We start from the raw sequence: 14180 nt of genomic DNA on the forward strand, positions 1-14180 counted from the left end.
GAAATGACGACATATCTGGGATTTGACCAGCTCCGGTACCAACATCTTTTGATGCTGCCGTTCCGAATGTTGGCAAACTTCCTAAACCAAGGTATGAAAGAATACCTGCGACATCTTTGCCGCTGAGAGCGGTTAATGTATTGTCCAGTGGTTGCTTACCTGCCAGGGCATTTGTCATCGTAGTGGCAAAGTTTGGGTCATTACCCAGCGCGGCTGCCAGTTCATTCAATGTATCCAGTGCTGCCGGGGATGAATCGACGAGCGCCGCCAAAGCAGCTTTAACAAAAGCAGTCGTGGCAATCTGCGTATTGTTAGTTGACTGGCTTGCCGTTGGTGCCGTTGGTACACCGGAGAACGCCGGACTTGCGAGAGGTGCACGCTGGTTTACAGCAGCCTCAATCGCCAGTTTAAGCTGATTTAAATTGGCTTTATCTGGAGAGATTCCATAGGCAGCACACAAATTCAGCAGCTCGGCCTGAATCATATTGAACCATGCTGCGCCGGGATAAGAAGCAGGTACACCACCACCACCTTCAGTAAACCAACGCGGGGCCGAACTTTGCACGGCTCCGAGTGGCGGCATCGCACTGACGCCGGAATTATTATCAAGATGGAACATGACTGATTCCTTTTATTGGTAAATATAAATAAACACCTGATGAGCGGGTTTATATTTCTCAAGCAGACATTCAATTACGCCGCCGGAATAAACGACCAGTGGAGTAAGGCAATTATCAAGAACGGTGGCGTTGCGATTATCCACACTGGTTTTCACGATGATATGTGACGTGAAACGTCCGTAGTTTTTACGTAATCGGGTAAGGCAGTTATCCAAACAGGTGGCATAAGCGCCGTCGCTGTACGACTCTATCTCGATATCGAAGCCATACTTTGCGGCAAGCTCGATATAGAATTGACGGTTAAGGCTCCCGACCATTCTGTACTTCTCTGCAGCTGCGGTCCGGCGCTCGTCAAATGTCTGGCCAGCGCTAGTGCAATCCGGCAAAGCGAGCCATTTTTCCCAGTCCTCAAGCAAAACCACAGACTGGTCAGGGAAACGCTCATCAAGCAGACGATCAATTGAGGCATCATCCTGTTCCGGGCCATCGGCAAGAGCCCCGGCAATCTTGCTCAGTTCTGAACCGGGTTCTTTGTTCCAGGCGAGCCCAGTGGGAAGCAGCTGCAGGAATACTCGCTGAAACCTCATCATATCCATGTGATCGTCCCCGGAACCAATAGCTCATCAGCCGCTGAATAGGTGGCAGTGGTGGGCGACGACAGCTCAAAGTCAGTCAGGCTCTGGCTTGAGGCAATCACACGGATGAGGCTGGAAGTGGTCATCGTGCTGCCTGGCTCGCATTTGTTATAAAAAAGCGAAGCCATCCCATTGGCAATATCCTGCTTCAGCGCATCCGTTTTAGGCGATATTTTAATAGTCATATCCAGAGGCTTTAATTTCGGTGCAAATACGGTCACCTCCGGCCCTTCTGGTTGCCCCTCAATAACGCCGGTAATCGGATTCGGATGCCCTGCAATATAATCCGTCACCCTGGCAATATCAGAATCACCCGGAATAATGCTGCTGTTACCATCCATCACAAACGCAACGCCTACCGTTCCCGGCCCCTGCCAGGTCGGCAGACACCATGCACGAGTTACACCTGCACATTCCCGCGCCCAGCGCTCATAGTCGTATTTATTACCGCCGCATGGCGGATGCTGGGCGCGAAATTCAAGCCGTGCCAGCAGTTCAGAGACCGGCTCAATATCACTACCACCAGTCAATCCGTTTGTGGCCACGGCATCTGAAGAAATCCCCGCGACAGGCGTGACCAGCGTCAATGCAGTACCCGCAGGAGCATTGCCGGCAGTCCCTGACACTACCGCCGTAACAGGGACATTGACGGTTCCGGCCGCTGCGACATCAAAATCAGCTTCAAGCGCATAAAGGATGTTGCCGGCACGCTGCCAGCGGGTATTTTTTGGAATAGTGCCGGCAGCGCTGGCCGTGACCGTAATCGGGTCGCTTGCCGGCGTCGGCTGCTTGCGGCGAATACCCCAGAACTGGCAATGTTTGAGCAATTCAGCTTCATCCGCATCACCGGGGATAATCTGGCGATATGCCCAGGAAATATGCTCATGCAGACCTGCATCGAGACCAGCCTGCGCACGCGCCAGCACGCCCAGGACTTTTTCCTTATTTCCTGTCGCGGAACCTTTTAAACGCTGCTGAATATTACCTTCAGCACGCGCGATTAATTCAGGCAACGTAGGCGATTTATAAGGCATGTTAAATTCCGTTATATTGCGATTTAAAGGAATAAGGACTGACAGAGCCATCCGGCAGCGTGAATTCAATATCCAGCTGCAACCAGCCGCTTTCCGGCTGGCTGGCGTAAACGGCTATCTTTTTCACGCGGCCGGCTTCTTTAAGCCATACCAGCGCCTCAAGCGCATATTCAGCAGCGCGAGTGAGCACTGAATTGAGTGTCTTTTCACGGGAAAGCAGCCACAGTCTTGAGCCAATAGGACGGTCACGGAAGGTATCTGCCCACCATCCACGACGGTCAGTGTTATCGCCGGGAATATCATCTGAATCCAGCGCACGACGATCCGTATGCAGAGAAATGATGACGTCATTGGTCAGGCTGTCGTCGGTCAGCATGTCCTCGCCGTTCTGTGCAATATCGCCCCGGCCATTAATCCAGACGAATGCCAGGTCTGTCATTGCATCTCCTTGGTTAATGGGCCGTCATGTTCTTCATGGACGTGTCGTTTGGTAGATTTGCCATCCACGATGATATCCGGCGCAGTGGCCTCACCCTGAAGGTCAGTTGTACCTTTAACCTGAAGATTTTTATCTACCTCAAGGTCACCGGTAAACCGGGCTTTTGGCATATCGAACAACCCGCTTTCATCGGCATACACCTCAACCGTTTTGCAGGTCACAATGGCCCGGCCGTCTTTGGTTAAGCGGATGCGGTGCCCCTCGTAGTGATAAAGACCGCTATCGCCCGCGACCAGACCGACAGGACGATAACGACGGTCATCAACCACCAGAGCAACGGCGGAATCAGTATCGCCGCCAAGACTCACCATAATGGCTTCAGAGCCAGCCAGCGGGACACTAATCTGACCGTACTGCAGAGGGCGCTCGACGTCATCCAGTGGACCATCATCAAGGCTCGTCACCTGGAGGTTCTGCATCTTCAGGCTGTCATTGACCAGCGTTACCACGGCGCGGCCAATCATCAGCCGCAGCCGGCGCATGACGGGAGCAATCAGACGCTGAAATGCCTGTTCACTCATGGGCGTTTCTCCGGGTGCTTGCGGTAATACTCTTCAGCCAGCGCATCCACGCCGCTCTTATCTTCGCTTTTACGGGATTTTTTCGTTTTACTGTCCGGTTCAATTGGTACCAGCCAGCCATCGCGCGGGGTAAGCGTCAGCGTGGTCATGATGCCGGTGCGATCATCCAGCGCCAGTACGACTTTGCTGACCAGAAGCGGTCCCGTGGTGATACTGAAGCGGGATGCATCGATATCGACCAGCAGGTTAGGCATCCACAGCGAACCATCGCGGCGCAGCCAGCCGTCTACTTTTGCCTCGAAGGTGCGTGATTTAGCCAGGCGACGACGCATTTCACGTGTCGCGCGGCCGCTGGCACCTTTGGAATCCGTTTTGCTGTCAGCAAGGATAATCGTCGGGCGGTAGCGCGTGATATCGGAGTCTTTCACCTCTGCTTTCTGACTGGCGATGTTTTTTGCGCTCTGGTCGTCACCGGCTTTGCCGCTGGCGCGGCCGTGTCCAGCGACAATGTAATCACTGAAGCGGTCACGATCGTCTTCTTCAAACTCCATCTCAATCAGGTTCTCACCGAGGATCAACTTATCGGTCTGGGTTTCATCCGCGCGGGTGAAGACCAGCTCGCCGGCAGCATTGCTGGTCATCAATACACCACGGGCGCGGCTGGCACGCCCCAGCGCCTCGTAGACGGTTTCCGAGTAATCGAGTGTAAAGGACGGGAACGGCGCTGAGGATTCACTGTCGGTCAGTTCCCAGCGGACGGTCACCTTATACGGGCCGCACAGGTCACGCGCAATCTGCTCAAGCGTGCGCCCCTTCCACTGGCGGCCCTGATAGATAGCCGCGCAGTCAATCAGGTCAGCAGTTTTATCCCGGCCGGAGATGGTGATGGACATAGAGTCGGCCGTCATGTTGCGACGACGGCCATCGAGATAACCGGTAATGACCGTCTGGCCATTAATGGTGAGGGTAAAAGGCTGACCCGGAGAAAGTGATGATAAATCGGTTTCTGGCTGAACGTTGACACCGAGTTCGAAATAGCCGGAGAGTGATTCGATGGAGCGGTTAATATTGATGGTCGTCCACCCGGCAAAAATCTTTCCTGCGGTGCGTAATTCGACGTCAGCCATCAAGGATCTCCAGAGAAACGCCCCCTGGCATCAGGAGCGGATTGGGTACACTGTTTCGGCGACCAAAACGCTGCCAGTAAAGGCTGTCACCAGTTTCGCGATACAGGGCAACCAGTGCCGGCTCCGTCTGATTTAGGGTGACGTTGCGTACGTTCGCCAGATGAATACCGCGAGTGCGCAAATCGTTAATCACCACAAGACGAAATGTGGCCAGTTCAAGGCTGCTGGCCGTAAATCCGGCATCAGAAGCAGCAATGGTGCTGTCATCCAGCATCTGGCCCAGTTCACTGGTAACCCGTTCGATATCAGCCTGGCTTTCAAAGAGTGGAAACGATGCCGGACTGTTCTCTGAGGCTACAGAAGTTGAATCGCTCCGGGTGATTCCGGCAGCTGAGTCCTGCTGAGTTGTTGAAGGTGTGGAGACTGAGCTGACTGGCGTCGTGGTCGTCAGTTCTGGAGTGCGGGAGAGTCCATCATCAGTGGCCAGCGCATCAGTAAGAACGGCAGATGCCGCTTCCGCCTGACTGGTCTGTGTGGCGACGGTCGCAACATAATACAGCGTATTGATGTTCGCTGCAGCGGCCGGATCAAGATGAGAGGTGTCCGTAGCAGCCTGTCGACGCTTCAGATTAACGCCAATGCGTTCATATGCTTTAAATCCAGCATCATTATCCGCAACAGATGCGATCCCAGAAAACGCCCCCAACAAATTCGCGGCCAGTAATTTTGGCGCATTAACCAGCCGTGTTGCCATCCCTTTAACTTGGGTAACGGCAGACAACAGCCCGTTAACACTACCCAGAATACCGACATTTTCAATCGCACTAGCAATATCGTCATAAACACCACTGATAGCATCTGCAACGGCCGTGGCGCCATCTGTTGCTTCCTGAACTGTCTGCCAGGCATCGGAGAGCGTATCCCCCAGAGAACCAAACAGGCTATCCTTTTTGACGGTTACGGCGGCTGCAGTATCTGCTGATGTCTCTGGTGCCTCATCTTCTGCGGCCGGGTAAACAGTAATTGTGAACTCGTAGTAATTGAGTTCATCAGCAGCGTAACGGCATTCCCATGTTTCAACCAATACCTGCAGCGTACCAAAATCCGGGTGAGTTAGTTCCCCTGCGCCGGCATCATCGAGCGCCTCAATCAGATTTTCCTTTAGCTGCTTTGCATCTTTGCCCAACAGACAGGCAGAGAAGGAAAATTCATGGAGTTTTCGACCCAGATCAATCGCACCACCTTTATCGCGCAGTGGATATTCGCGTTTAACGAGACGACGACCACCGGTCATGCGTTGGTCACGGAAAATCAGGAACGGCACGTTGCGAAATGTTCCTTTACCATCCGGTTTGCTATTTTTTAAACCCAGCGCCCCCAGTCCATCCCTGAGAGAGTTCACACTAGCGACTGTACTTTCAAACATGATTTGTCCCGTTAATAAGGGTAAAGGTTCTGACCGGTCCAGACATTCATGCCCATACCGTCTTCCTGAATATTGGTGCTGGTGATCTGCAGGCCGTCAGCCAGCTGGATTTTCAACTGGGCCTGAGCACTGACTTTCTGTTCTGGTGGCGGGGTCTGCTGCTGGCCGCTGCTGTCGTTCCCGGCAAATTTCTCGTAAACATTCCCCAGCCATCCGCCCAGATAATCCCCAAGAACACCACCGAGAGTGGCACCGACAACAGTACCCGCCGGGCCGAGCAACGAGCCCAGTGCGCCGCCACCCCATGCGCCGGCTGTGCTACCCATAGCAGAGCCTTTATCTTCAGCCGTCGCGTTTTCATCCATCAACGTTGGCACCATCATTGCGCCAGCCATCAACGGCCCACCAAAGCGGGAGAACATACGGCCTGCGCCGCGCCCAAGCCAGCCCAGCGCACTGGCACCTTTTGCAGCCACACGACCAATGGCACTGTTGGCCACCCAGCTACCAGCACCTTTGATGGCTGAGCCTGCGCCGGCAAGCATCGAGCCAGCGCCGCTGAAGATGCGGGAAAACAGCCCCGCTTTTGCGGCAGGAGCTGCTGCAGGTGATGGCACAACCGGGACACTGGTGCCACGACCACGTCCCGGCCCACGCTTGCGTTTACCATTACCCGCATAGACGTCGCCACCACCGCCGAACGACGCTGGCCAGTTGGTGACAAAGACCTGCTGGATGAGCTGCGGATTGCTCATGATAGGTGGCATACCCGGCCCGCCCGCACCTGGCTGGTTTCGGCCGCGCATCCACCGATAGGCACGGTATGGTGAGGTAGCAACCTGCCAGGTTGGACGAACGATAGCGCCGCCCATCCGTAGCGCCTTGTTCGCCAGCCAGATACCACCAATAACCTTGGCCATCGTTTTCAGGCTGACAATATTGTCATCCACCCAACTGAGGGCATCTTTACCCATTTTCAGGTAACGCCAGGTCTCCTGAGCAGCGCTGCTGATCGTATCAAAAGCCGTCTGGAAATTAGCGGCTAACTCATCGGTTAGCTGGTCAACACCACTTACACCGTTTGCTCCAGGTTTACTCAGTTGGCCATACCAGTCGAGCACACCTTTAACACGGCCTTTAAGTATGTCGAAAGGCCCTTTATTCATCAGTTTATCGGCGAAGTCTTCCCACACATCGCCCATCTGCGCGGTCAGCCCCGTCCAGCTGTTCATCGCTGTTTTCTGGGCCCCTTTCGATTCCTCACTTAAAGCCTGAAACAGTTGAATAATAGACTTCAGACCTAGATTGCCTTTTTCACCAGCCTTGCGGACTTCCTTGACATCTTTATTCCATTTATCTGCAAGAATCTGATAAACGTTGATACCGTAGCCTGTTAGCAAGTTGGCATCAGCTGCCGTAATCTGCTGGCGAGAAAACATCTGTTTGAGCTGGAGAGATGCCCCTTGCGCTGCATTTAAATCCCAGCCCTTGAGTGCCCCTTGGTCTTGCAGCATGGTGATAAAGTTAGTGGTCTCTTTATCCGACATACCGAACGATTTACTGCTGACCAGTTCCTGCATAACACCAGTCAGACCCCACGTGGAGTCTTTGGCGTTCTGAATGGCCCATTGCATCATTTCTGACGCATGCTGCTGGTTGCCTTTGTAGAGAGAGTTGAGCGCGATACGTTGGTTTTCTCGCGTGGACGCGATGCTGATGAATAGCTTATTGGCTGTGTAACCGAGGCCGGCTATCGTCGCACCGCCAGCAGTAAGCATGCCGAACGTGCGGGTTGCCGAGGAACCGAGGCGGTCAATGGAGTTTGAAACACTGGCGACGGAATTGCGCAGACCGTTCATCGCCGTCTGGCTGCTGCGAGCCATTGAGGAGATGTTCCCGGAGAACTGGCGGGAACGCTGGGCAATGTTGCCCATTAAATCAATAATGATTGAGGCGCGAAATTGCCCAGCCATGATAATTACCTTTTAAAGAGGGTTTCAGCCTGCTTGCAGTGTCGGAAAAGGCGGGAGAGCGGAAGAGAAAGGGCCCATTCCGGGCCCCCTTTAAGCATGACGCCGACCGCTATAGCCGCCTGTTCAATCTCACTCCGACACTGCAGCCACTCGCCCCCGTTCAGGGGTCATCGCCGCAGCCTGAGCAACATCACGTAAATCAGTCGCCAGCGAAACACGATGGAAATCGCGCTGGGACATTTTTTTGAGCAGAACCAGCGACAATGGACCGCTAATCACGCCCACTTTTGCAATCTGCCGGCGCAACATCTCCAGCCCCATCTGAGAAGGTGAACTCACCAGCTGTGGTCCTGCTTTGGTCTCCACGACACGCTCAGAGGCCATCTGCGCATCAATGATGTCGCCGGCAGTCAGTTCACGGAAGGTGATGTCATACTGCATTTCCATCTCTTCGCCGGTGCCGTACGGGATGCCATCAAGCAGACGGAATGTACCGTTTTTGAGTGCATTCAGAATCTCCTCATGAAACTCCATTGCTTCCTGCTCAGGGCTTTTAAACTCGGTCATGGTGACTCCTTACGCGATACGTTTGCTGGTTTTAGCGGCGAGCTTAATGGTGATTTCACCGTCGCTGTTTTGTGGTTCGTCGGTCTGCCAGGCATTTGGCATCATCCAGGTTTCCCCGGTATCGGCTTTAAACTCGGCGGTCACATCCGTCCAGTTGATGACTTCATCCAGACCAATACCGCTGCCACCAGGGATTTTGCATTCCAGTGTGGCTTCACGCGGCGTCGATTTATAGCCATAGACACGACTGCCTTTAACGGTTTCCCGAGTGTCACCCGCAGGGGTGAAGGTACAGCCCGCCAGCGTTTCAAGCTCAAGGCCGTTGACGCGGATAAAGGCGACGCCCTGACGTTGATTTCCTGCCATGTTCCCCCCTTAGAGGATGAAGCGGATCTGTTCCGCGAAGATGCGGAACTGGTTAATGAGGTTCGGACCGGCCAGCACATCAACACGGTCACGATCACTTTTGTTGCGCACCACGTAGAGTTCGTCTTTAAAGGTGGTGAAGTCTTCCACCAGACCGGCTTCCTCCCACTCAGTAAACAGCGCCAGCAGCTCCGTTTTGATAATCGCCGGAGTTACTACTGGTTGACCCGGCGCAAAGTTCGTACCGTCGTCAGCCAGCTTATGACGCGGGAATTTCTGTGTAATACGCACGCGGGTCGAATAGCGCAGATAGCTCAGCGTCGCGATGGTCTCAACGTTGAGGTAGGACGGGTCCGGGTCGCCGTAGCTGTTGGTGCGATATGTCGTGATAAGACGCTCAAGCTGCACCTGACCGCCGTCGTTGACGGTAAAGGTGCTGATGCCGTCAAACAAAAGACCATTACGCTCAGGCCAGGTGAAGAGGTCTGTCTCTTTCGGCGGCATCAGGTTACTGACGACCAGCGTCTGCAGAGGTCGGGCCGGGTCGATGCTCAGTGACGCAGCCGCCACAGCAGCAATACTGGTGCACCAGACATACTGCGGTTGTGGTGTCGCTGGTGCGCCAAGGCAGCACAGCAGGTGATCGTTGCGGGACTGGCCGAACGTGGTCAGGCTCCCCATCGGGCCGTGATAGCTGGTAAATGCAATACCGTCGGCCTGGTTGATTGGCCCCCAGCGCTCCACCAGTTCGGTACGCAGCAGGTTAAGGTTGGTCGGATCGGTGTAAGGCATGACCAGGTATTTGAACTGCAGGTCACCCATCGCGGCGATGGAGTCTGACAGGTCCGGGTTGCTGTTGGTGTCTGCCGGATAGGTGACGGTGGCCACAATGCCACCAGGTGTCATTTCCTGATCGTAATAGTTGAAGCGCGTATCCGTCGGGCAGGAGCGGCCGAGAAACTTAGCCGATAACTTCACATCGGCATGCGTCGGGTCGGCGTTCGCGCCGCCGCTATCGGGTACAACAGTCGCTGTCACCGGCAGATCGTATTTTGCATTAATCAGGTCAGCCAGACTCTGCGCGATATCCGCGCCTTTATCGCCGGTCTTAACGGTGGCAGGAATACGAACACCAGCAATATAAGTCACCAGCGTGCCGTTCTCCGTTGCTGTACCGCTCAGCTTAATGGTGGCGGCATCAGCAACACCCGTGCCATCGCCCTGGGCGATGCAGTACAGCTCCGCAACGCGGTTGAGCTTCAGAAACTCGGTTGCCATCAGGTGGATCATCGACCCCTGACCGAATGCGGCAGACGCCTGAGACGGGGAGTAAATACGTGTCAACGTATTCGCCGGCACCGACCCCACCGGCTTCTGATTAACGTCAGAAGCTCGCTGGCCGAACATCAGAACACGCTGACGTGGCGCAGGCGTGCCGGAAACGGCGTTGCTGTTGTTGAACTCGATATACGCCAGAGGAACGCGAATCGCGCCGCCTGCTGGAATCGAATCAAAAGAGATATCGCTCATTTCGCACCTTTCTTAGTGGCTTCTACCGGGAGCACGTCGCCATCTTTGAGGCGGCGCAGCCAGAAACTGTTTTGCGGCTTGGTCTCACCGTCTGCGGCCAGCAGTTTCATGGTCTGCGGGTCGCGAACTGTGCGGCCGGGAGCCGGCTTAATCTTCAGCACATCAGTCATGGTTGTTTCTCGTTTACGTTGATATGCGCCTCAAAAGGCGGTGTGCCGTCTGGTTGTTTCCACGTCTGCCAGTGGCGTTCGTAGTCATCCAGAGAGCTGAGATCAATGCTGGTATCAATGGGCGTGGTCCCGCTGAAATAAAGGCCGTAAAGCGCACAACCCGCGCCACCTTGCGCATCGGTATAGAGGTTTTGCCCCTTGGTCAGCTTCATGCCGGTGGTAGAGCCGAATGTCTTCCAGTTAATCCCCGCCACAAGGCGCTCAACAATCTGGTAGATACCCAGCCGGTCACCTTCACGACCGTTGAGCATGCTGGCGCATACGTAGAGGACCCAATGGCTTTCAACCTCACGAGAGGTTCGTCCGGGACCACAGCCCAGCCAGGCGATATAGACCGCTGGCTCACTGAGCAGCATGCGCTTGATAGCCACATCATCCCAGGTGCCCGGATGCGTATCGACATCGCGCAAGGTGTTGCCGAAAAGTCCTTTAACAGCCTCAAGCAGCGCGGTTTCGGTATCGCCAATCATCAGATAAAACCCTGCTGTTTACGCGAGAAAACAGGCGCATCAGAAACCACCTGAGCAAGATTCTCACCATCTGGGGCACTGCCGGCAGTGTCGGTGCCAAGCGGAATCTTTCCGTCCCGGACGCCTTCCAGCCAGCGGATGGCGTCCTTATAGCGCTGTGTTGATTGTTCAGTCGCTCGCGTGTCCTGCAGGAAGTACCAGGCAATGACGCAGCAGACCTGCGGCAAGGTCGCCGGAGCCACCGTCAGCGGTAATGTGTAGCGGGCGACAATGTAGCTATCCATCATCGCAGTCGCGTCAGCCAGCGCTGCATCAATGATGACGTCATCCGGCTGGTTATTATCCGTCCGTGTTTTGGTCAGTAGATCCAGATTGCGGCGCTGATACCGGGACGCCATTTCCGCGACAGTGGCATAAGTCATTACGCGTCCTCACCCTGTGAGGCCAGCGCCGCATTGAGCTGCTCACTGGAGATGATTTCCCCCAGAGCGGTAGACACAGCAGCCACGCGCGGTTTTCCCGCAGAGGTGAAATGCTCAGCGTTAGACTTGTCCAGACCCGCGACGGCCAGAATGATGCGCTCGTTCAACGGTGGCTCATTCAGTTCTTCAGTTTTCAGCTCACTGCCCAGGCCCACGTTGTCCACGGTCCCTGGCTCTTCCGCGTCCGGTGCTGGCGAGCCAGATACGATTTTGAGGACGCTGTCGCCTTCGAGAATACGCACTTGCGCTTCAGTGACGCCCACCACGCGATTCTCGCCACGGGTGAACGGGATGCCGGCGCGGCGGTATACGTCCCGGTAACATTTGACAACCAGGTCGAAAAGCTGATTGCCAGCTGTTTCGCGAGCCGGTGAAGTGCCATCAATGCCTTGCTTAAGTTCTTCTGACATGACATGGGTTCTCCCTTTGAATCCACGTTAAACGGCAGGTTAAAGGCGGATTAACCGCCTTTAACATCGGTTTAAGACTGCAGGTAACTTACAGGTAGTCAGCGACCACCAGTTCCAGCTTGCCTTTCATTTCGTTACTGACGACGCCGTTGGTGCCGGCAATCAGTTCACGCTCCAGCAACTGGATGGCCGCTTTCTCATTGCCCGGAGTAACCACCAGGTGAGTAGGACGCAGCCCCAGTGGACGGCCACCATCGGCGTGGAATTTGCGCATGGTGGTCCAGCCGGTCCAGAGGTTGTCGAGTGTCAGATCGGCGTTCATGGCCATCGCCATCTGCCAGAAACCAAAGCCCACCGCACGACGACAGCTGACACCAAACAGGAATTCGTTGTCGGTAAAGACGTGTTCGTCAGTGATGGCTGTTTTTGCAACCAGTTCAGCCTTGCGGCGGTCCTGGAAGATCAGCGGCTTGATAGCACGGGAGCAGTCCAGCAGATACCAGCTATCACCCGTCCAGTCAGCGGCCTGTTGGAAGACGTTCGCAACAGACGTCGCCGTCCCGGTGCCATCCACTTTCGAATAGACCGGATGGTCGGTATCGAAGAAGTTCTGGCCGTCATAACATGCCTGGTTAAAGCCATCTTTCAGCAGGCCAAACACCAGCTCGTCAGGCTGTACAGCCGCAGAACGGCCCAGCTCAGAGAACATCGGGCTGTAAACGCCAAGGTTGTCATCTTCGAAATCATCACGACTGATGCCGACGGTGCCTTCATAGGTTCTGTTGGCCACGGTGTAAGCGCTGGCCGCCATCTGATTCACAACTCGCGCACCGACCCACTCACGCAGCTGCGGCGCGTTACCCAGCCAGCCATAGGTATTGGATTTGGAGGATGACGGTACCGTCATGGCAATTTTCTGGTACTGGGATGGCGCACCATCCAGACCACCCTGAAAATCCTTACGGAATGAGGTCATCAGGGCCTTAATGGAGCTCGGGGTAACGATCATTTATCGCCTTCCTCTTTGAGTTTCTGGTATTCGGCTTCAGACATGCCGAGTGCTTTTGCTGCTGATTTTTCATCGGCAGACAGCGCCGTAAGACCTTCGCGGCGGGTATCAGGGATACTGGTCGTCGTAGTCTGTAGTGCAGTCAGCGCCGCAATAGGCTGCTTGGCATCGAGCTGAGCAGAGAGTGCGACAACCCCAACCTGAGCGCCAACCTGCTCAAAGTAAGCCCGCTCGGATTTGAAGATACGGCCTTCGGTTTCCGCCTTATCCAGAACAGCGCTAAGGGAAACCGTGGAGTGTTTACCAGTGACCTCTGCCAGCTCCTGGCGAATGGCGTTATAGGTTTCCACCGGTACCCATTTGGTGAGGTCTGGCGTGCCGGATTCGGCTTTTGCCGTAACCAGTTCAGCACTGAGTGCAGTCACACGGGTGTTCAGTTCATCGTGCTTATCTGCCTTGCCCTTGAGCGCATCAAAAGCTGACAGTGCGGCTGTGGCCTGCTCATCGGTCACGGCAGCATTCTCAGCCAGCGTGATACCGAGTCGCGCCAGCAGCTGACGCAGGTTTTCATTCATGGGACGTCCCTCATGTGGGTGGTTAGTGAGTTCATCAAAGGAAGCAGCCAGCGCCGCCAGTTTTTGCATGCCAGTCGCGCCAGGGTCATTGGTCAGCGCCACCATGCGCAGCACGGTTGGTGCACCAGTAACAAGGTCGTAAGGAAAAACGGCCGAAAGGAAGCCGAATTCTTCGTTGGCCAGATAGGTCAGCGCCGCAGGTGTCCAGCGAGGCTTAACAAAAAGCCCCAGGCCTTCACGCCACTGCATTTCATCAGCGTTAAACCATCCAGCCGCTTTCAGTTCATCAGGCGAAAGCCCTTCAGACTTGCGCAGCTGGTTATGCTCGTAATCAATCAGCACGTCCTGGCCAAGAGCCCGGACGCCATCAATCAGACGTGCAGCGATGGCTGCATCCATATACCAGCCATCAGCAACATCGAACGGCCGACCATCACGGGCACGAAAACGCCCGGCGGGAAGCAACTGGCACCAGCCGTCATCACCGACGGTGGCCGCAAGAATGGCGATACCAAAAGAGGAAGGTTTTGTTTTCATGGCCTGCTCGTTGCTGAGAAACTCAGGCCATTTTTACGCGGGGAAGAAAATGCAGGTGATTCCGGTATCTGACTGAAAACAACGAACCGGATAGAAAGCGAAGCGGGAGAACGGACGCAACCCCATTTAAAACACGTTTAAATCTCTCTGTACGCGTTTAAAAGATTTT

General features: G+C 54.9%; 16 protein-coding genes and 1 pseudogene. All 17 read right to left on the reverse strand.

Features of this window, described 5'->3' with window-relative positions; genetic code table 11:
* A pseudogene (locus HII27_RS11785) lies at nucleotides 1–382 on the reverse strand (phage tail protein); the annotation flags it as partial.
* Nucleotides 383–631: 249 nt separating this feature from the next.
* Nucleotides 632–1216 (reverse strand): YmfQ family protein, encoded by a 585-nt coding sequence (locus HII27_RS11790; RefSeq protein WP_185668080.1) that lies wholly within the window; start codon nucleotides 1214–1216, stop codon nucleotides 632–634.
* Nucleotides 1207–2289 carry a baseplate J/gp47 family protein gene (locus HII27_RS11795; protein ID WP_185668081.1) on the reverse strand — a complete coding sequence of 361 codons (1083 nt, stop codon included), beginning with the start codon at nucleotides 2287–2289 and terminating at the stop codon, nucleotides 1207–1209. Before HII27_RS11795 ends, HII27_RS11790 begins: the two co-directional genes overlap by 10 nt.
* Nucleotide 2290: 1 nt before the next feature.
* Nucleotides 2291–2728, reverse strand: a complete 438-nt coding sequence (locus tag HII27_RS11800) for a phage GP46 family protein (protein ID WP_023293626.1) — start codon at nucleotides 2726–2728, stop codon at nucleotides 2291–2293.
* The gene (locus tag HII27_RS11805) at nucleotides 2725–3309 is read right to left on the reverse strand and encodes a phage baseplate assembly protein V (RefSeq protein ID WP_163181547.1); all 585 of its coding nucleotides are present in this window, start codon (nucleotides 3307–3309) and stop codon (nucleotides 2725–2727) included. The genes HII27_RS11800 and HII27_RS11805 overlap by 4 nt, the downstream gene beginning before the upstream one ends.
* The gene (locus tag HII27_RS11810; RefSeq protein WP_185668082.1) at nucleotides 3306–4439 is read right to left on the reverse strand and encodes a phage baseplate assembly protein; all 1134 of its coding nucleotides are present in this window, start codon (nucleotides 4437–4439) and stop codon (nucleotides 3306–3308) included. Before HII27_RS11810 ends, HII27_RS11805 begins: the two co-directional genes overlap by 4 nt.
* A complete protein-coding gene (locus HII27_RS11815; RefSeq protein WP_185668083.1) occupies nucleotides 4429–5862 on the reverse strand; it encodes a DNA circularization protein in 1434 nt (477 codons plus the stop codon). The genes HII27_RS11810 and HII27_RS11815 overlap by 11 nt, the downstream gene beginning before the upstream one ends.
* An 11-nt stretch (nucleotides 5863–5873) precedes the next feature.
* Entirely contained in the window at nucleotides 5874–7835 is a 1962-nt protein-coding gene (locus HII27_RS11820; protein ID WP_023293630.1) for a tape measure protein, read from the reverse strand.
* Nucleotides 7836–7964: 129 nt separating this feature from the next.
* A complete protein-coding gene (locus tag HII27_RS11825) occupies nucleotides 7965–8402 on the reverse strand; it encodes a phage tail assembly protein (RefSeq protein WP_185668084.1) in 438 nt (145 codons plus the stop codon).
* Nucleotides 8403–8411: 9 nt separating this feature from the next.
* Complete coding sequence (locus tag HII27_RS11830; protein ID WP_023293632.1) at nucleotides 8412–8768, reverse strand: phage tail tube protein; 357 nt, start codon at nucleotides 8766–8768, stop codon at nucleotides 8412–8414.
* A 9-nt stretch (nucleotides 8769–8777) separates the two neighbouring features.
* Nucleotides 8778–10298, reverse strand: coding sequence for a phage tail sheath subtilisin-like domain-containing protein (locus tag HII27_RS11835; RefSeq protein ID WP_185668085.1), 1521 nt, complete (start codon nucleotides 10296–10298; stop codon nucleotides 8778–8780).
* Nucleotides 10295–10468, reverse strand: coding sequence for a DUF2635 domain-containing protein (locus tag HII27_RS11840; protein WP_185668086.1), 174 nt, complete (start codon nucleotides 10466–10468; stop codon nucleotides 10295–10297). The genes HII27_RS11835 and HII27_RS11840 overlap by 4 nt, the downstream gene beginning before the upstream one ends.
* Nucleotides 10465–10998 carry a phage protein Gp37 gene (locus HII27_RS11845; protein WP_023293635.1) on the reverse strand — a complete coding sequence of 178 codons (534 nt, stop codon included), beginning with the start codon at nucleotides 10996–10998 and terminating at the stop codon, nucleotides 10465–10467. The genes HII27_RS11840 and HII27_RS11845 overlap by 4 nt, the downstream gene beginning before the upstream one ends.
* Nucleotides 10998–11420 (reverse strand): gp436 family protein, encoded by a 423-nt coding sequence (locus HII27_RS11850; RefSeq protein WP_023293636.1) that lies wholly within the window; start codon nucleotides 11418–11420, stop codon nucleotides 10998–11000. Before HII27_RS11850 ends, HII27_RS11845 begins: the two co-directional genes overlap by 1 nt.
* Entirely contained in the window at nucleotides 11420–11890 is a 471-nt protein-coding gene (locus tag HII27_RS11855) for an HI1506-related protein (RefSeq protein ID WP_185668087.1), read from the reverse strand. The genes HII27_RS11850 and HII27_RS11855 overlap by 1 nt, the downstream gene beginning before the upstream one ends.
* 88 nt (nucleotides 11891–11978) lie before the next feature.
* Complete coding sequence (locus HII27_RS11860; protein WP_023293638.1) at nucleotides 11979–12899, reverse strand: Mu-like prophage major head subunit gpT family protein; 921 nt, start codon at nucleotides 12897–12899, stop codon at nucleotides 11979–11981.
* Nucleotides 12896–14011 carry a phage protease gene (locus HII27_RS11865; RefSeq protein ID WP_185668088.1) on the reverse strand — a complete coding sequence of 372 codons (1116 nt, stop codon included), beginning with the start codon at nucleotides 14009–14011 and terminating at the stop codon, nucleotides 12896–12898. The genes HII27_RS11860 and HII27_RS11865 overlap by 4 nt, the downstream gene beginning before the upstream one ends.
* Nucleotides 14012–14180 lie beyond the last annotated feature (169 nt).

Source organism: Kluyvera sichuanensis (genome assembly GCF_014218705.1).
In the GTDB taxonomy this organism is placed as follows: domain Bacteria; phylum Pseudomonadota; class Gammaproteobacteria; order Enterobacterales; family Enterobacteriaceae; genus Kluyvera; species Kluyvera sichuanensis.

What these genes read in the sequence shown, in the direction of transcription:
- HII27_RS11820 (WP_023293630.1), bottom strand. Translation starts at nt 7,835, where the DNA reads ATGGCTGGGCAATTTCGCGCCTCAATCATTATTGATTTAATGGGCAAC.
- HII27_RS11860 (WP_023293638.1), bottom strand. Translation starts at nt 12,899, where the DNA reads ATGATCGTTACCCCGAGCTCCATTAAGGCCCTGATGACCTCATTCCGT.
- HII27_RS11850 (WP_023293636.1), bottom strand. Translation starts at nt 11,420, where the DNA reads ATGACTTATGCCACTGTCGCGGAAATGGCGTCCCGGTATCAGCGCCGC.
- HII27_RS11805 (WP_163181547.1), bottom strand. Translation starts at nt 3,309, where the DNA reads ATGAGTGAACAGGCATTTCAGCGTCTGATTGCTCCCGTCATGCGCCGG.
- HII27_RS11800 (WP_023293626.1), bottom strand. Translation starts at nt 2,728, where the DNA reads ATGACAGACCTGGCATTCGTCTGGATTAATGGCCGGGGCGATATTGCA.
- HII27_RS11840 (WP_185668086.1), bottom strand. Translation starts at nt 10,468, where the DNA reads ATGACTGATGTGCTGAAGATTAAGCCGGCTCCCGGCCGCACAGTTCGC.
- HII27_RS11815 (WP_185668083.1), bottom strand. Translation starts at nt 5,862, where the DNA reads ATGTTTGAAAGTACAGTCGCTAGTGTGAACTCTCTCAGGGATGGACTG.
- HII27_RS11825 (WP_185668084.1), bottom strand. Translation starts at nt 8,402, where the DNA reads ATGACCGAGTTTAAAAGCCCTGAGCAGGAAGCAATGGAGTTTCATGAG.
- HII27_RS11845 (WP_023293635.1), bottom strand. Translation starts at nt 10,998, where the DNA reads ATGATTGGCGATACCGAAACCGCGCTGCTTGAGGCTGTTAAAGGACTT.
- HII27_RS11830 (WP_023293632.1), bottom strand. Translation starts at nt 8,768, where the DNA reads ATGGCAGGAAATCAACGTCAGGGCGTCGCCTTTATCCGCGTCAACGGC.
- HII27_RS11790 (WP_185668080.1), bottom strand. Translation starts at nt 1,216, where the DNA reads ATGGATATGATGAGGTTTCAGCGAGTATTCCTGCAGCTGCTTCCCACT.
- HII27_RS11855 (WP_185668087.1), bottom strand. Translation starts at nt 11,890, where the DNA reads ATGTCAGAAGAACTTAAGCAAGGCATTGATGGCACTTCACCGGCTCGC.
- HII27_RS11865 (WP_185668088.1), bottom strand. Translation starts at nt 14,011, where the DNA reads ATGAAAACAAAACCTTCCTCTTTTGGTATCGCCATTCTTGCGGCCACC.
- HII27_RS11835 (WP_185668085.1), bottom strand. Translation starts at nt 10,298, where the DNA reads ATGAGCGATATCTCTTTTGATTCGATTCCAGCAGGCGGCGCGATTCGC.
- HII27_RS11795 (WP_185668081.1), bottom strand. Translation starts at nt 2,289, where the DNA reads ATGCCTTATAAATCGCCTACGTTGCCTGAATTAATCGCGCGTGCTGAA.